This window comes from Candidatus Pacearchaeota archaeon (genome assembly GCA_038874355.1).
Taxonomy (GTDB): domain Archaea; phylum Nanobdellota; class Nanobdellia; order Pacearchaeales; family GW2011-AR1; genus JAVZCO01.
Map to the genome: position 1 here is coordinate 301,895 of JAVZCO010000001.1, position 15,090 is coordinate 316,984.

The 15,090-nt window shown below is 22.8% G+C and carries 20 protein-coding genes; 13 read left to right on the plus strand and 7 right to left on the minus strand.

Going from position 1 to position 15,090, the window contains the following annotated elements:
* Positions 1 to 98: 98 nt before the first annotated feature.
* On the plus strand, positions 99 to 500 hold the full coding sequence (locus QW117_01835) for an archaellin/type IV pilin N-terminal domain-containing protein (GenBank protein ID MEM3405694.1): 402 nt from the start codon (positions 99 to 101) through the stop codon (positions 498 to 500).
* Positions 501 to 587: 87 nt separating this feature from the next.
* On the opposite strand, the gene QW117_01840 is transcribed toward QW117_01835, so the two are convergent.
* From QW117_01840 to thrS, 4 genes are all read right to left on the minus strand, one after another.
* On the minus strand, positions 588 to 1,958 hold the full coding sequence (locus QW117_01840) for a tRNA uridine(34) 5-carboxymethylaminomethyl modification radical SAM/GNAT enzyme Elp3 (GenBank protein MEM3405695.1): 1,371 nt from the start codon (positions 1,956 to 1,958) through the stop codon (positions 588 to 590).
* Between the two features lie 65 nt (positions 1,959 to 2,023).
* Complete coding sequence (gene tmk / locus QW117_01845; protein ID MEM3405696.1) at positions 2,024 to 2,635, minus strand: dTMP kinase; 612 nt, start codon at positions 2,633 to 2,635, stop codon at positions 2,024 to 2,026.
* Complete coding sequence (locus QW117_01850; GenBank protein ID MEM3405697.1) at positions 2,632 to 3,129, minus strand: hypothetical protein; 498 nt, start codon at positions 3,127 to 3,129, stop codon at positions 2,632 to 2,634. Before QW117_01850 ends, tmk begins: the two co-directional genes overlap by 4 nt.
* 125 nt (positions 3,130 to 3,254) lie before the next feature.
* Positions 3,255 to 4,997 (minus strand): threonine--tRNA ligase, encoded by a 1,743-nt coding sequence (gene thrS, locus QW117_01855; protein MEM3405698.1) that lies wholly within the window; start codon positions 4,995 to 4,997, stop codon positions 3,255 to 3,257.
* Positions 4,998 to 5,077: 80 nt separating this feature from the next.
* On the opposite strand from thrS, the gene QW117_01860 reads away from it, so the two are divergent.
* The 10 genes from QW117_01860 (at position 5,078) to QW117_01905 (ending at position 12,007) form a co-directional block, all read left to right on the plus strand.
* Complete coding sequence (locus QW117_01860; GenBank protein ID MEM3405699.1) at positions 5,078 to 5,221, plus strand: hypothetical protein; 144 nt, start codon at positions 5,078 to 5,080, stop codon at positions 5,219 to 5,221.
* 4 nt (positions 5,222 to 5,225) lie between these two features.
* Positions 5,226 to 5,738: a hypothetical protein gene (locus QW117_01865; GenBank protein ID MEM3405700.1), complete on the plus strand. Its 513-nt coding sequence runs from the start codon at positions 5,226 to 5,228 to the stop codon at positions 5,736 to 5,738.
* Between the two features lie 152 nt (positions 5,739 to 5,890).
* A complete protein-coding gene (locus QW117_01870) occupies positions 5,891 to 6,841 on the plus strand; it encodes a hypothetical protein (GenBank protein MEM3405701.1) in 951 nt (316 codons plus the stop codon).
* A 1-nt stretch (position 6,842) separates the two neighbouring features.
* Complete coding sequence (locus QW117_01875; protein MEM3405702.1) at positions 6,843 to 7,355, plus strand: hypothetical protein; 513 nt, start codon at positions 6,843 to 6,845, stop codon at positions 7,353 to 7,355.
* Entirely contained in the window at positions 7,352 to 7,846 is a 495-nt protein-coding gene (locus tag QW117_01880) for a hypothetical protein (GenBank protein MEM3405703.1), read from the plus strand. Before QW117_01875 ends, QW117_01880 begins: the two co-directional genes overlap by 4 nt.
* Before the next feature lie 38 nt (positions 7,847 to 7,884).
* Positions 7,885 to 8,466 carry a hypothetical protein gene (locus tag QW117_01885; protein MEM3405704.1) on the plus strand — a complete coding sequence of 194 codons (582 nt, stop codon included), beginning with the start codon at positions 7,885 to 7,887 and terminating at the stop codon, positions 8,464 to 8,466.
* A 1-nt stretch (position 8,467) separates the two neighbouring features.
* Positions 8,468 to 9,100 carry a hypothetical protein gene (locus tag QW117_01890; GenBank protein ID MEM3405705.1) on the plus strand — a complete coding sequence of 211 codons (633 nt, stop codon included), beginning with the start codon at positions 8,468 to 8,470 and terminating at the stop codon, positions 9,098 to 9,100.
* A gap of 11 nt (positions 9,101 to 9,111) precedes the next feature.
* Positions 9,112 to 9,591, plus strand: a complete 480-nt coding sequence (locus QW117_01895) for a small multi-drug export protein (GenBank protein MEM3405706.1) — start codon at positions 9,112 to 9,114, stop codon at positions 9,589 to 9,591.
* A 73-nt stretch (positions 9,592 to 9,664) separates the two neighbouring features.
* Positions 9,665 to 11,080, plus strand: a complete 1,416-nt coding sequence (locus QW117_01900) for an RtcB family protein (GenBank protein MEM3405707.1) — start codon at positions 9,665 to 9,667, stop codon at positions 11,078 to 11,080.
* 84 nt (positions 11,081 to 11,164) lie between these two features.
* Positions 11,165 to 12,007 carry a hypothetical protein gene (locus tag QW117_01905; protein ID MEM3405708.1) on the plus strand — a complete coding sequence of 281 codons (843 nt, stop codon included), beginning with the start codon at positions 11,165 to 11,167 and terminating at the stop codon, positions 12,005 to 12,007.
* A 141-nt stretch (positions 12,008 to 12,148) separates the two neighbouring features.
* On the opposite strand, the gene pcm is transcribed toward QW117_01905, so the two are convergent.
* Positions 12,149 to 12,739 carry a protein-L-isoaspartate O-methyltransferase gene (pcm, locus tag QW117_01910; GenBank protein ID MEM3405709.1) on the minus strand — a complete coding sequence of 197 codons (591 nt, stop codon included), beginning with the start codon at positions 12,737 to 12,739 and terminating at the stop codon, positions 12,149 to 12,151.
* A gap of 169 nt (positions 12,740 to 12,908) precedes the next feature.
* Here pcm and dut point away from each other — a divergent pair, with 169 nt between their 5' ends.
* Together dut and QW117_01920 are read left to right on the plus strand one after the other, a co-directional pair.
* Positions 12,909 to 13,433 (plus strand): dUTP diphosphatase, encoded by a 525-nt coding sequence (gene dut / locus QW117_01915; GenBank protein ID MEM3405710.1) that lies wholly within the window; start codon positions 12,909 to 12,911, stop codon positions 13,431 to 13,433.
* Positions 13,434 to 13,531: 98 nt separating this feature from the next.
* Positions 13,532 to 13,909, plus strand: a complete 378-nt coding sequence (locus QW117_01920) for a CBS domain-containing protein (protein ID MEM3405711.1) — start codon at positions 13,532 to 13,534, stop codon at positions 13,907 to 13,909.
* Positions 13,910 to 14,087: 178 nt separating this feature from the next.
* Here QW117_01920 and QW117_01925 read toward each other — a convergent pair whose 3' ends face one another.
* Entirely contained in the window at positions 14,088 to 14,732 is a 645-nt protein-coding gene (locus tag QW117_01925) for a hypothetical protein (protein ID MEM3405712.1), read from the minus strand.
* An 83-nt stretch (positions 14,733 to 14,815) separates the two neighbouring features.
* Positions 14,816 to 15,088 carry a hypothetical protein gene (locus QW117_01930; GenBank protein ID MEM3405713.1) on the minus strand — a complete coding sequence of 91 codons (273 nt, stop codon included), beginning with the start codon at positions 15,086 to 15,088 and terminating at the stop codon, positions 14,816 to 14,818.
* Positions 15,089 to 15,090: the final 2 nt, after the last annotated feature.

A 15,090-nucleotide genomic window follows, 5' to 3' on the forward strand; every position in this document is an offset into this window, starting at 1 on the left:
CTATTTCTTGTTTTATAAATATTTTGTTTTTTTAGAAAAGTTTATAAATAAAAAAATATTAATCTTATCAATAATAAAAATATAAAAGGAGGTAAAAAATGAACAAAAAAGGTTTATCTACAATTGTAGCAACTTTGCTTATTGTTTTAATAGCAATCGCAGCAGTTTTAGTTGTTTGGGCAGTTGTAAATAATATGCTAAAAGGACAATCAGAACATCTTGTTAAAGCAGATTGTCTAAATATAGTGATTGATTTAAAAAGTTGTTCAAAGACCAATAAAAATGCTATAATTGAATATACTGGTGGGAATGTTGGAGTAGCAATGGTTAGCTTTTTAAACTCAACAGCATCAGAAAACAAAGAAATATCAAATCTACAAATTGGTTTTAATACTGTAACAACCACTATTACAGATCCTACACAAGCAGCATTAACTGTTTATTTAGACAAAGATAAAAAGATGGTTTGTGGTACTATAGAAACAATTTCTTGTACTTAAATTTTTATTTTATTTTTTTTATAATGAATTTTGTGTAGTTGTAAAATTAATTTTATATGTTAATAACTTTTTTATTTTTTATATTTTTTATAAATCTTTTACCATATAATATTCTTCTAATCTATAACCTAATTTTCTGTAATAATCTCTTACTCCAACCCCAGAAATAACATAGATCTTCTTTTTTTTGTAATATTTTGTTAACTTTTCTGCTTCTTTCATTAATTTTTTTCCAAGACCTTTATGTTGTATTCCATCTTTACTTTTTTTACCTATTTTTTCTGCCTTCCCATAAACATGTAACTCTCTTACAATAGAAGAGTTTTTTCTTATTCTCAATCTTAATAAAGCAAATAAAATATTATCTTTATTAACAAATTGCAAAAATATTTCTTTTCCTTTAGATGCTTTATATTCTAATTTTTTCAATTTTAATTTATTATTTATTTCTTTTTTTGAATCTCTCATAGCAAATCCTATTTCTCTATATCTTATTTCTTTTAATTTTACTTTATTCTTCTTGAGTAAATATTCTATTTCTGCTCTTAAATCTATTCTTGTTGTCCCATCAACCAGATAAACTGGAGGGATCTCTCTCATTATCCTCATGACTCTACAATATTCTGGAACAACTTTTAACATTTTAATTAACAATGAAGATATTTGCTCTTTAGTATAAGGTTTATATTTTCCTTTTTTATATAATTCAACAAGAGCAGAGCTCTTTAAAACCTGACAAGGATAAATTTTTAATTGATCTGGTCTAAATCTTTCATCAGAAAAAATTTTCTTGAAAAGAATTAAATCTTTTTTAATATTACTGTAAGGTAATCCAGGCATTATATGATATCCTACTTTAAATCCAGCTTCTTTTAATCTTCTTGTCGCATCAATAACATCTTTAACTGTATGTCCTCTATTAATTTTTTTATAAATGTAATCATCAGGTATTTGAACGCCTAATTCAACTCTAGTGCAACCAAATTCTAACATTCTTTTTATTTCTTCTTTTGAACAACTATCCGGTCTAGTTTCTATACATAAAGCAACACATCTATGTTTTGCTTTTTCATTCAATTTTTTTGCTTCTTCTAAATTTTTTGATTTTTTTCCATTTAAAGCATCATAAATTGCTTTAATAAATTCATATTGATAATTTAAAGGATATTGTAAAAAAGTACCGCCCATAACAATAATTTCTATTTTATCAGTAGGATGATTCATTAATTTAAATGCTTTTAATCTAGCTTTTACTTGTTTATATGGATCATAATTTAACATTTTTGCTCTTATTACAGGAGGAGATAAAGGAGTATAACTTTGCGGAACATCTAAACTAGGACAATATAAACAAGTTCCATGATTACATTTTCTTGGATAAGTCATAACTGCAATTGGAGTAACTCCTGCTAATGTTTTACTTGGTTTTCGAATTTCGTTTTTTTTAGGGATGAACATATAATTTCTATAAAAAAATAATTTATAAATTTAAAGAAAAATTATTTAAAAGCTATTTTGAAGTATTATTTTTCTATTTCTTTTTCATAAATACTTTTAATTTTATTATAAACTTTTTCTATTCTTTTTGTTCCGTCTATTATATAAATTTTTTCGTTAGGAAAAAGAAGCGGCAATTTTAAATAATTATTCCTTACTTTTTCTAAAAAATTTATATCATTTTCAAATTTTTGTTTTGTTCTTTTTTCTTTTAACATTCTCTTCAAAGATAATGAAACTGGAACATCTATTATAAATACTATATCAGGAATTATAAAATTTTTATTAAGATTAATTAATTTTTTTATATCAACTCCTTGGGCTGCTTGATAGGCAATTGTAGAATATTTGTATCTGTCACTTAAAACATAAAAATTCCTTTTTAAAGCAGGCTTAATAATTTCTTTTATATGAATTTTTCTATCTTCAATAAATAACTTTATTAAAATCTTTTCTTTTTCATAAGGACTTTTTATTTTGTTTAATAATTCTCTTATTTTTAATAACTTATATGGTTCTCTTGTTAAAATTATGTTATTATATTTATTTTTTGAAAATATATACTTAGATAATAACAAAAGTTCTGTTGTCTTACCACATCCGTCAATTCCTTCAAAAACTATAAATTTACCTCTCATTTTTTATTAAATTTTATAAAATCAAATAAGCTTTTTCTATCAAATTTATTTATTTCCTTGTTCTTATCTAAAACTTCCATATTTATTATATCTAAACTTTTAGTTATACAATTTACTTTCCATATATTTTCATTCTTTTCATTGATCAAAATTAATATTATTTTTTCTATTAAACTTCTTATTTCATTTTTTCTGAATTCTTTATAAATAATTTCTTTTATATCTTCAAAATTTGAACATATCTTTTTTAATTTTGATGGTTTTTTTATATTTTTTATTTCATTCATTTTAGAAATTTTCATCTTTATTATATTCTCTTTAATAGAAAAAATAGCAATTTTATCTCTTTCTAAATAATAATCAAATTCGCAAATAATATTTTTTTCTTCAAAGACATAAAATATTGCATAAAGAAACATTTTTGGATATTTTGTTTTTAAGTTAAGAAAATCTTTATTGTTTTCAATTGATTTTATGATTTGATATATTTTCATAAACTAATAATTTAAAATAACTTTAAAAGATTAATCCTTTTAATAAATTTATTAATTATTGATTTTTATACTTCTCCAAGTGGGAATATATAAAATAATATTAAAAATATAATATATTAATTTAATTAGATTCTTTCTATAATTTCTTTTTTTATTTTTTTAATAAAATCTTCAATTCTAATATTAAACTCTGGTTTTTCATTCTTTCCTCTTTTTCTGATAGCAATGGTATTATTTTCTTCTTCTTTGTCTCCAATTACAATAACATATGGTATTTTCATTAATTCTGAATTTCTAATTTTATTATTAACTGTTTCACTTTTAATATCTATATCTACTCTTATCCCTTCTTTTTTTAATTTTTCTTCTAAATTTAAGACAGATTTTATATTTCTATCTGTACAAGAAATTATTCTAACTTGTACCGGAGAGAGCCAAACTGGAAGATTTCCATTTAAATGTTCTAATAATATACCAATAAATCTTTCAAAACTTCCTAACACTGTTCTATGAATCATTATTGGCCTTTTTCTTTCGTTCTTTTCATCTATGTAAAAAATATCAAATCTCTCAGGCATCGCAAAATCAAGTTGTATTGTACCACACTGCCAATTTCTATTAAGAGAATCTTTAATATGAAAATCTATTTTTGGTCCGTAAAAAGCTCCTTCCCCTTTATTAATTCTATATTCTAGCTTACTTTTTTTTAATACTTTTTCTAATATTTTTTCTGCTTTGTCCCATAATTCATCACTACCAATCCTTTTTTCAGGCCTTGTACTTAATTCTATATGATCTAAACTTACTCCTAATTTAGAATAAATCCTTTCTGTCAATTCTATTATTTTTTCTATTTCTATCTCTATTTGTTTCTCATCTTTACAAAATATGTGAGCATCATCTTGTGTAAATTTTATTAATCTAAACAAGCCTGCTAAAACACCAGATAATTCTTGTCTGTGTACTATTCCAACTTCTGCAACTCTTATAGGTAAGTCTTTATAAGAGTTTACTGTATTTCTATAAACTAGTAATCCTCCCGGACAATTCATAGGTTTTACTGCAAAATCTCTTCCTTCATATTTTGTTAAAAATATATTTTCTCTATATTTTTCCCAATGGCCAGAAATTTGCCATAATCTTTTATCTAAAATTAAAGGAGTTGATATTTCTTTATAACCTTCCTTTTTATGTTCTTCCCTCCAATAATTTAATAACTCATTATAAATTATTAACCCATTATTATGAAAAAAAACCATTCCAGGAGCACATTCATTAAAAGAAAATAAATTTAATCTCTGTCCTATTAATCTATGATCATTGTCTTTTAATCTTGAAGTATCTAATTTACACTTACTTATTTGATTTAATAATTGTTTGTAATCATATTTTTCTTCAACAATTTTCTCTTGCTTTTTCTCTTCATTTTCTTTTATATCCTTAGAAATTTTTATTTCTCTTGAAAGTTCTGCTAAAGGATGTCCTTTACATTTTAATTCAAATTCTTTATAATAGCCAAACGGAGCTCTAACAACATTATATTTTTTACTTAATTTTTTTTCAGCTTCAATTAAAATATTTTGAGCAAAAGAACTATTTGCTAAATTAGAAGATAAATGAGCATATGGATAGATAACTACATTTTTTACTTTTATTTGTTTAATAACCTCTTCTATATTTTTTATATAAAGATTTAGAATTTCTTCTTCGTTTTCTTCATCTGTTTTTTCAACAGCAGTTAAAACAACCAATGTTTCTTTTACTTCTTTTCCTTTTTTTTCTTCATTTTTTAGTTCAGAAATATCTTTTAATGCTTTTTTTACAGGTTTAAATCTTATATAATCACAGTGTAACAATAGTATTTTCATAAGAATATTAGATTAAAAAGCTTTTTAAAATTAATTATAAACAAAGACAAGTTTAAAAACTATATACGCTTTAAAATAAAATGAAAAAAGAAATATGTTTGAATAAAAAAGATAAAGAAAAAAATTGTTCTTGTTCAGAAGATTATTGTAAAAATTATGGAATATATTATATGTGTATAAGATATCACATAAAAAATAAAACTAAACCGGATTGTATAGGATAATAAAATGAAAAATAAAAAAGCAGTAATTGAGATTTCTTTTGGTACTATATTTTCTATAATTTTAATAATTATATTTATATTTGCTGCAAGTTATGGTATAAAAAAATTTCTTAATCTTTCTTATTGTTCTCAAATTGGAATCTTTAAAGAAGAATTACAAAATGAAATAGATAAAATATGGGCAGGTTCTGGAGAATATGTTTATACAAAAAATTTCTCTTTACCCTCTAAAATAACTTATATCTGCTTTGGAGATAAAGAAAATAAAGAAAAAGGGGAATATAAAGATTATTTTAAAGATTTTAAAAATTATGGTTTGACAAATAATAACTTTTTTTTTATTCCTATGAAGTATGCATGTGATTTTAAAACTTTAACTTTGAAACATATAGATATAAAAAAAATAACCTCAAAAAATAATCCTTACTGTATTCCAGTTACAAAAGAAAATGTTAATATAAAAATCGTAAAGAAAACTAATAATAACTTAGTATGCATAGGAGAAAATTGTGATTAGAAATTTCTATTAATTTATTTTGATAAATTTATCTTGTTAATTACAAGTGAATTAAAAATTAATCTATAACTAAAAAAAATTCACATTATTAATTAAATTTATAAAATTTATACCACAAAATTTAATAATATAAAAAATTTTAATTATTAGATATGAAAAAAAGAGGGTTAGAATTTAATTTTGCAGTTTTATTTTCAATTATTGTTGGTATAGCTATTTTACTTTTGGCAGTATATTTTTCAATGAAAATAATTAGTATAGGTTCTTTAGAACAAGAATCTTCTAAAACAACACAACTTTTAATTCTTTTTGATCCTATGGAAACTGGAATATCTTCAGGAAAATACGAATTATATTCATTAAAGGAAGATTCTAAAATATATAATGAATGTTTCAATGATAATGAATTTGGTTATCAAAAATTTTCTTTATCCTCAAAAATTTTAGGAAAATGGCAAGAAAAAAATATTGGTCAAAGAATTTATAATAAATACATTTTTTCTTCACAAGTTGAAGAAGGAAAAAAAATTCATTTTTTTTCTAAACCATTTAATTTTCCATTTAAAGTTTCAGAGTTAATATTCATTTCAACAGAGAATTATTGTTTTTATAATACACCAGATTTCATAAAAGAAGAAATTGAAGTTATGAAAATAAAGAATATTAAATTGAATAATTGTTCCTCAAGCGACATTAAAGTTTGTTTTTATTCTGGAGTAAATTGTAATATTACAGTAATTCCATTATGTCAAATTGATTGTGAATATGGAAATTATGAATATGGGAAAGTTAAACATTCTAACGGAAAAGAAGTTTATTATTATGGCGATTCTCTTTTATACGGAGCAATTTTTTCTTCACCAGAAATTTATGAATGTAATTTTAAAAGATTAATGTACAGAGCTTCTCAACAAGCCAAATTATTATCAGAAGAATCTTATTTTATCTCTACTAAATGCCAAACTATCCCTAAAGAAGAATTATTTTTGTTTTCTGAAGATTTTTTTAATATAAAAAACTCTTCTGAACTGTCAATTAATATAATTAATAAAATGAAAAATATAAATAAAAAAAATGAAATTGCACTATGTAACTTATGGTAAAATGATTAGGGAAAAAAACAAAAAATCAAAAAAAGCACAATTAAAAATACAACAAACAGCATTTATGTTAGTTTTTTTGACTATATTTTTTTCTATGATAGGAATTCTTTTTATTTCCTTTTATATGAACTCTTTGAAACAAAATATTAATATCTTAAAAGAGAATAAAGCAGAATTGCTTTCACGTTATTTATATCAATCGACAGAATTCTCTTGTCCATACTCAACAAATTGTTTGGATTCTGATAAGCTTTTATTTTTTAATTCAACTAAATATAAAAATATATTTCCAGTCACTTATATAAAAATAAAAAAGGTAAGTGAAGAAAAAGAGATACTATGTAAGTTAAGTAATTACCCCAATTGTAACACTTTTGAATTTCGATTCAAAAATACGAAAGATATTATAAGTCAATCGACATTTGTTGTTTTATGTAGAAAAGAATTAACAGAGCAAGGAATTTATGATTATTGTGAATTATCAAGATTTTATGTAGGGTACGAAATAAAATGATAAAAAAATTCATAGAAAAAAAAGCACAAGAAGAAATAGTAGGTTTTATAATAATTATTGTTTTAATTATAATCATAGGATTATTTTTTCTTTTTTTAATGAGCAAACAACAAAAAAAAGATATAAATAGTAATCAGATAGAAAGTTTTCTTAATTCTTTAATTTTACATACAACTTCTTGTTATTTAGAAGAAAAAGCAAATCCTTTAAATATACAATATTTAATAGATTCTTGTTTAAATAAAAAGAATTGTAGTAATGGAGAAGAAACCTGTTTTGTACTAAATAAAACAATTTCTTCTTTGTTAGAAAATTCTTTTGTAGTAGATGAAGAGTCAAAATATAAAGGATATAATTTTAAAATATTTTCTGCAGGAAGTATAATTTTAGAGATAAAAAAAGGAAATTCAACCATAAACTATTACAGTTCTTATAAGAAGATTATTTCATCTTATGAAGAATTAATACTAGAATTAAAAGTTTATTTTTAATTAAAAAATTTTATAAATTAGAATAATAAAATTTTGTTATGAGAAAAATAAAATCAAAAAAAGAAAAAGAGAAAGAAGAAAAAGTAAAGAGTATCACTTTAAGTATAATTTTGATCATTATACTAATTATTAGTACAATCGGTTATGTATTTTTCTCAAATATTTCAAATGAATCTATAAAAAAAGTTAAGTACAATGGAATAAATTTTTATCTTTTTCAAGATAATAGATGGCATTTTAATTTAGATAATAGAGAGTTTTCTACATATTTTAATCCAAAAGAAACTTTGAATACTCCTTTTAATTTAGATTCTTCTTTAGAAATAAGCAATTACTATAACAAACCTTTATATCTTCATTTTGAAAATAATAAACAAGCAGAACAAGAAATTTTATATAACTTAGGGAGTTATTTTGAAAGAATAAATCATTTTTGCTTTCCAGGAGAAAATTGTTCGTGGGTGGAAAAGAAATGTCAAGATGGAAATTTATTAATAATAAAAGAATCAGAGGTTTCTTTAATAATGAAAGAAGGGGGTTGTGTTTATCTTTATTATAAAGAATCAGAAGATTTAAAAGTAGCGGACGCTTTTATCTTTAAACTTTTAAAAATAATTTAAAATGAAAAAAAAGAAATTAAAATTTACAGAAAAAAATAAAAATAAAATAAAAGAAATTATAATAATAATTATTATCTTTTTGATTATCTTTTCTTTGTCTCTTTATTCAATTTTGAAAATAATAAATAAAAAAAATTTAGAATATTATCATAATATAAGTTTTTTTAAGAAAAATTATTTAGATAAAATTTTTTATGAGGGAGTTTTTTATGACAATTTTGGAGAAAAATTTACATATAGATTTTTTAATAATCCATATACTCTAGAAGAAATAAAAATAAATGGAAAGATAGAATTAAAAAAAGAGGTTATGATTTTTGCTGATGATGTAGATAAATGTGAAAATTTTTATGAAAATGCGATAGGATTTTCTGTTTTTTTGCAAAAAGTTAATAATGGATCAGTAGAAGTTAGAAGTATTCAGGGGATAAATTTTTCTAATTATGATATAAATAAAACAACAATTATTTATTTAAGAAAAGTTGGTATTTTGTCTAAATTAAAAATAGAAAAAATTGAAGAAGGATATATAATTTATATTAAAAATTGTGAGATAGAAAAAAGTTTTGAGAGATTTTTATTAGGCGCATATTTAAACAAAAAAGATATAATACTAAATAATCAAATTTATTAAAAATTAAAAAGATGAATAATCTAATTTTAGCATTAATTTTATCCTTTTTACCTGTTAGTGAATTAAGAGGGGGGCTGCCTATTGCTATAAATTATGCTTTAAAAAAAAATATTCCTATTATATTAGTTTTTTTTCTTGTAGTTTTTATTAACATACTTATCATATTTTTTGTATTCTTATTTTTTGATTATTTACATAAAAATTTTATGAAAATAAAAATTTATAAAAAATTTTTTTCATTTTACATGAAAAGAATAGAAAAAAAATCTAAGATAATTGAAAGAAGAATAGGAATAATTGGATATATTGCATTAATGTTATTTGTTGCTGTTCCTTTTCCAACAACTGGTGCTTGGACAGGAAGTATAATCGCTTGGTTTTTAAAATTAGATAGAAAAAAAAGCATAATCAGTATTTCTTTTGGTGTTTTATTAGCAGGAATTATTGTTTTATTAGCAACTTTAGGATTTATGAGTTTTTTTAAAATTTAAAAATAATAAAATTATTATAGGTAAATAAAATTTTATAATAAGTTTTATAATATAAATCTTATATATAAATAAAATGGAGATAAAAAAAATTTCTCAATATATATGGGAAATAGAAAAACAAAATGCAATGAAAGTTCCTGCTTTAATATTTGCAAGTGAGAAATTATTAGAAGATATGAAAAAAGATAAAACCTTAGAACAAATTAAAAATGTATCGACATTAAAAGGTATATTAAAAAACTCTATTGCTTTACCAGACGCACATCAAGGTTATGGTTTTCCTATAGGAGGAGTAGCTGCTTTTGATATAGAAGAAGGAGTTATATCTCCTGGAGGTATAGGTTATGATATTAATTGTAGTGTTAGATTATTAAAAACAGATTTAATGAAAGAAGATTTTTTAAAAAAAAGAAAAGAGATTCTTGAAAAAGTATTTATTAATATTCCTTCTGGTGTTGGAAGAGCTGGAAAAGAGAAATTTTCTAATCAAGAAATTAAAGAAATATTAGAAGAAGGAGCTATTTGGGCAGTAAAGCGGGGTTATGGTAAAAAAGAAGATTATGAAAAAACAGAAGAAAATGGTTGTATGAAAGAGGCAAAATCCGAATATGTAAGTAATAAAGCAATAAAAAGAGGAATGCCTCAATTAGGAAGTTTAGGAGCAGGAAATCACTTTTTAGAAATTCAAAAAGTTGAAAATATATATAATGAACAAATTGCAAAATCTTTTGGTATAAATAGTGTTGATCAGATAACTATAATGATTCATTGTGGTTCTCGTGGATTAGGCCATCAAGTAGCAAGCGATTACATCAAAGAAATGGAAAATAAATATGGTTTTTCTCATTTAGTCGATAGAGAACTTGTAAATGCTCCTATTAAAAGCGAATTGGGAAAAAGATATTTTTCTGCTATGTGTGCTGCTGCAAATTTTGCTTTTTGTAATAAACAGATGATAACTCATTGGGTTAGAGAGACTTTTAACAAGATTTTACCTTGTAAGATAGATGTAATATATGATGTTTGCCATAATATTGCTAAATTTGAAAAGCATATTATTAATGAAGAAGAAAAGGAAGTTTTAATTTGTAGAAAAGGAGCTACTCGCTCATTTGGTCCAGGAAGAAAAGAAATTCCTTTTTGTTATAGAGATATTGGTCAACCAGTAATAATTCCAGGTTCAATGGGAACAGCGTCTTATCTTTTAGTAGGGACAAAAAAAGCAGAAGAATTAACTTTTGGTTCTACTGCACATGGAGCTGGAAGAGTTTCAAGCAGAACTAAAGCTTTAAAAGAATTAAGAGGAGAAAAAATAAAAGAAGAATTACAAAAGAAAGATATAGAAATAAAATCTTTAAGTTATAAAAGTATTGCAGAAGAAGCACCACAAGTTTACAAAGATATAGATGAAATTGTTAAGGTAAGTCACGAAACCGGAATAGGAAATTTAATAGCAAAATTGAAGCCTCTAGCTGTAATGAAAGGATAAAAAGAATAAAGAAAGATAAATGAATAAAAAGTTTAGTAAAAATAAAAAAGATAAATTTATAAAATAGAATTTATTTTTAATGAAATGAAAAAAAATGAGGTATCCATTATAATTATACCATTTGTCTCAATTATCTTTATCTTGTCATTAGGATTAGTATTGGCAGGAATCATTTGGAGCGATCCATCAGATGTAGAATTCACTTTAATTTCGAGATATTCTTCAAATTTTTCTTGTTATTATAATTCAACAACTAGTTTATGGTACGAATATAATAATGAAGAGGGAGAAATTTCTTCTGTAAATAGTTTTTATAATTGTTCTAGAAATGAGGAAATAAATAATAATTTAGTAACTTGTTGCCCATCTTACTATATTTGTAATTTAACTACAAATAAGTGCGAATTAGAACAAAATTTGGAAGAAGGTTGTAAAAAATATAAAACAAAAAATGATTGTGAAAATTATGACGAAGATGTTGCAGAAGAGGATGTAGAAATACTAAAAGAAAAAGGAAACAATTTTTGTAATGTAGTTTATACTATATCAGGTTGTCAAAATTCTACATATTGTTTTTGTTATTGGAATACAACTAAAAACAAATGTGATTCTGGATGGAATACCGAAAGAAGTTGCGATCCTGGAAATTCAGGATATTGTTATTATAATACTATAATAGAAAATAAATGTAACACTACAGGTTATATTGAAATTGGATGGACTGCTAATTGGACAGGCAGCTCTTCTTCATCTCCAGAATGTCAAGGTGGAGAACAAAGAATAAAATGCTTATCTACAGCAATTTTGCCCTTTTTTAGTATAGCAACAATAATAATTTTAATTTTGTTGATAGTTATTTATTACTTATTAAAAAAGAAAAAGAAGAGAAAAATAAATAAAAATAGAAGAATAAAAATTAAAAAATAATCTCTAAATAAGTTTTTCTCTGTTGTTTCCCCTATATTTCTACTTTCCTAAGAATAAGTTAATAAAATTAGCTTATTTAAATCTTTTAAGAAAAATAACAAAGAAATGAAAATATAACTTAAGAGATTAAAATAAATAATATTATTCTTTCACAAGAGGAACAAAAACAAAACCATAATACTTCTCTATTTCTAATTTCTTATTTTTCTTTATTTTAACAATATAATTTTTAATGGGCATTACTAAAATACCTTCTTTTTTTAACATATTTAAAAACTTTTTTTCTATTTTATCTGAAGCTGCGCTAACAAGGATTCTATCAAATTTTTCTTTTAAATTAAATTTTAAAGCATTTCCATAAATTATTTTTATATTATTAAATATTTTTAATTTTTCTTTTGATTTTTCTGCTAATTCTTTTATTCTTTCTATTCCTATTATTTTAGAATTTTTTGAAATTTCATTTAAAAGACATAAAACATAACCACTCCCAGAACCAATTTCTAATATTTTTAAATTGTCTTTTAATTCCAACAATGATAACATAAATGCAATAGTATAAGGTTGGCTTATAGTTTGTCCATATCCAATAGGGAAAGCATTATCTTCATAGGCGTAATCTTTTAATTCTTCTAACATAAATTCTTCTCTTTTAACTTTGTTAAAAGCATTTATTATTTTTTCATTAAACCCTTTTTGTTTCAAACTTTCTATTAATTCTTCTTTTTTCATTTTTTCATAAAATTAAAAGAATATAAAGATTAATTAATCTTATCTTTATGGATTTTTGAAGTAGATTTTAAATTTAATTCTTTTGAAAAAAGTTTTTAAAGAAGAAAATAATAGAAAATATAAATTTTTTACTAAAAACATTTATAAATCTAATGTCATATTAAGTATTATGAAAAAAAAGAGGATAAAAGAAAAAAATAAAAAACAAATAAAAAATAAAGAAGAAAAAATTTTATTAGTGAAAAAATTATTTCATGACGTTTCTTTACCAGAATATATGTTAGAGAGTGATGTTGGTTTAGATTTAAGAGCTAATGAAAATGTTATATTAAGGCCTATGGAACAAAAAGTAGTAAGAACAGGAATTGCTATAAAAATTCCAGATAATCATGTTGGATTAATTAGAGATAGAGCAGGAATAGTAAGTAAGATGAATGTTCATACAGCAGCAGGAACCTTTGACCCTGCTTATAGAGGAGAAGTTTCTGTTATATTAATTAATTTTGGGGATGAAACAGTAGAAATTGAAAAAGGAATGAGAATAGCACAGTTAATTATTTTACCTGTAACAAAAGTTAAAGTGAAAGAAGTTGATTCTTTACCTGTAACAAATAGATATGATAAAGGATTTGGTTCAACAGGTTTAAAAGAAAAAGCAAAGGCATTACAAGATATAAAAGAAATGAATTTATGATGTATTTATAGTGAAGAGGAAGAATATAAATAAAAAAATAGACGGAATGAAAAATAAGAAATGTAGAATTAATTAAAATTAAAAAAATTTTTTAAAAAATGAAAGTTAAAGAGATAATGAATAAAGTAATTGCAATAGAACATAACATTTCTTTAAGAGAAGCTGCAAAAATTATGTCAAAAAAAAATATAGGTTCTCTTGTTATTTTAAAGAAGGATAAAATTGTTGGAATAATAACAGAAAAAGATATAGTAGATAATGCTTCTAGTTTAGATAAAAAAGTCTCTTCTTTTATAAAAGATAATATAATAACTGTTGATGCAAATGATAGTTTAGAAAATGCCGCATGTCTAATGTCTAAATATAAAATAAAAAGATTGCCTGTATTAGAAAATGATAAACTAGTAGGAATAATAACAGCAACAGATTTGCTAGCACATTCCGAAGAAATTGAAACAGATTTCTTTTTTGATTAAAAAACCAAAGAATAGTATTTATTTATTACATGAAGAGCGATTATCTAAATAAAAAAATAAAATTTAAAAAATAGAAATTTATTTTCTCTATAACTTTTTTAATTATTTTAAACACCCTTTTTAAATTACTTTTTTCCTTTGATTAAGAATCTAGTTTTAAATAATAAAGAATAAAATTTTATTCTTCTTTAGATAAAAAAGACCACCAAGGTTTTTTTACTTCAATAATTTTACCATTTTCTGCATCAACTTGTGCTTTTACTTTAGATTTTGTTTTAAATAATCCTAAAATTCTTACATGCCTTTCCATTTGCATTTCATATGCTAACTTTGTTTCATTTCCTTTACCAACTTCTTTTAAAACAATTGAACAATTATTATCTTCAGAGCAAACTTTTAATCTCAATCTTTCTAAAGCAACTTCTGATGCAACATCAGGCATTATTTTTATCTCTGCATTTTTTCCGTTACTTAGCATAACTCTTAATCTTGTTCTATTCTGTTCTTTATCTTGTTCTTGAGTTATATTACACTCATTAACACATTCTGCAGAAATATTTCCAACCCTTATTCTTAATCTTGTCCTATCTTGTTCTTTTTCAAGTATTTGAACTTTTTTTCCCTCTATTTCTATTTCTTTATTAACTAATCTAATTGTAGATTGGATTTCATTTGCTATAAATTTTTCATCCCCTTGGTTTTTTTGTTGTGTTTGTTGTCCGATTTGTTGTTGATTACCAATATTTTGATTGTTTTGTGGTATTGCATAAACTAGAGAAATTGCTAATATAAACACTATTAATAAAAAAAATAAATTTTTCATTTTTTTAAACCTCTTTGATTTTATAATATCAATTTATATTTAAATATTTTTCTACTCTTATAATATCAATTTATATTTATTAATTATTTTAAATAATTCTTTATCTTCTTTAATGAGCCAGAAACTTTTCTAACTTTTACATCAGAAAAACATAAAGATGCTCTTATTTCATTTAACATTTCTCTATTTACAGCAAGAATATTATTTTTTAAAAAATAAATTCCAGCTTTTGCATAACCCAAAATACCTATATAATCAAGTATTAAATTTTCTATTTCTTCTTTATTTAAAGAAGTTTCCAATAATAAATACCTTTTTTTTTCTCTCAAAGAAGGTTTTAATTTTTTTTCTGGCATTT

What these genes read in the sequence shown, in the direction of transcription:
- QW117_01850 (MEM3405697.1), bottom strand. Translation starts at nt 3,129, where the DNA reads ATGAAAATATATCAAATCATAAAATCAATTGAAAACAATAAAGATTTT.
- QW117_01890 (MEM3405705.1), top strand. Translation starts at nt 8,468, where the DNA reads ATGAAAAAAAAGAAATTAAAATTTACAGAAAAAAATAAAAATAAAATA.
- QW117_01860 (MEM3405699.1), top strand. Translation starts at nt 5,078, where the DNA reads ATGAAAAAAGAAATATGTTTGAATAAAAAAGATAAAGAAAAAAATTGT.
- tmk (MEM3405696.1), bottom strand. Translation starts at nt 2,635, where the DNA reads ATGAGAGGTAAATTTATAGTTTTTGAAGGAATTGACGGATGTGGTAAG.
- QW117_01900 (MEM3405707.1), top strand. Translation starts at nt 9,665, where the DNA reads ATGGAGATAAAAAAAATTTCTCAATATATATGGGAAATAGAAAAACAA.
- QW117_01875 (MEM3405702.1), top strand. Translation starts at nt 6,843, where the DNA reads ATGATTAGGGAAAAAAACAAAAAATCAAAAAAAGCACAATTAAAAATA.
- QW117_01920 (MEM3405711.1), top strand. Translation starts at nt 13,532, where the DNA reads ATGAAAGTTAAAGAGATAATGAATAAAGTAATTGCAATAGAACATAAC.
- dut (MEM3405710.1), top strand. Translation starts at nt 12,909, where the DNA reads ATGAAAAAAAAGAGGATAAAAGAAAAAAATAAAAAACAAATAAAAAAT.
- QW117_01880 (MEM3405703.1), top strand. Translation starts at nt 7,352, where the DNA reads ATGATAAAAAAATTCATAGAAAAAAAAGCACAAGAAGAAATAGTAGGT.
- pcm (MEM3405709.1), bottom strand. Translation starts at nt 12,739, where the DNA reads ATGAAAAAAGAAGAATTAATAGAAAGTTTGAAACAAAAAGGGTTTAAT.
- QW117_01905 (MEM3405708.1), top strand. Translation starts at nt 11,165, where the DNA reads ATGAAAAAAAATGAGGTATCCATTATAATTATACCATTTGTCTCAATT.
- QW117_01865 (MEM3405700.1), top strand. Translation starts at nt 5,226, where the DNA reads ATGAAAAATAAAAAAGCAGTAATTGAGATTTCTTTTGGTACTATATTT.
- QW117_01835 (MEM3405694.1), top strand. Translation starts at nt 99, where the DNA reads ATGAACAAAAAAGGTTTATCTACAATTGTAGCAACTTTGCTTATTGTT.
- QW117_01840 (MEM3405695.1), bottom strand. Translation starts at nt 1,958, where the DNA reads ATGTTCATCCCTAAAAAAAACGAAATTCGAAAACCAAGTAAAACATTA.
- QW117_01930 (MEM3405713.1), bottom strand. Translation starts at nt 15,088, where the DNA reads ATGCCAGAAAAAAAATTAAAACCTTCTTTGAGAGAAAAAAAAAGGTAT.
- QW117_01870 (MEM3405701.1), top strand. Translation starts at nt 5,891, where the DNA reads ATGAAAAAAAGAGGGTTAGAATTTAATTTTGCAGTTTTATTTTCAATT.
- QW117_01885 (MEM3405704.1), top strand. Translation starts at nt 7,885, where the DNA reads ATGAGAAAAATAAAATCAAAAAAAGAAAAAGAGAAAGAAGAAAAAGTA.
- thrS (MEM3405698.1), bottom strand. Translation starts at nt 4,997, where the DNA reads ATGAAAATACTATTGTTACACTGTGATTATATAAGATTTAAACCTGTA.
- QW117_01925 (MEM3405712.1), bottom strand. Translation starts at nt 14,732, where the DNA reads ATGAAAAATTTATTTTTTTTATTAATAGTGTTTATATTAGCAATTTCT.
- QW117_01895 (MEM3405706.1), top strand. Translation starts at nt 9,112, where the DNA reads ATGAATAATCTAATTTTAGCATTAATTTTATCCTTTTTACCTGTTAGT.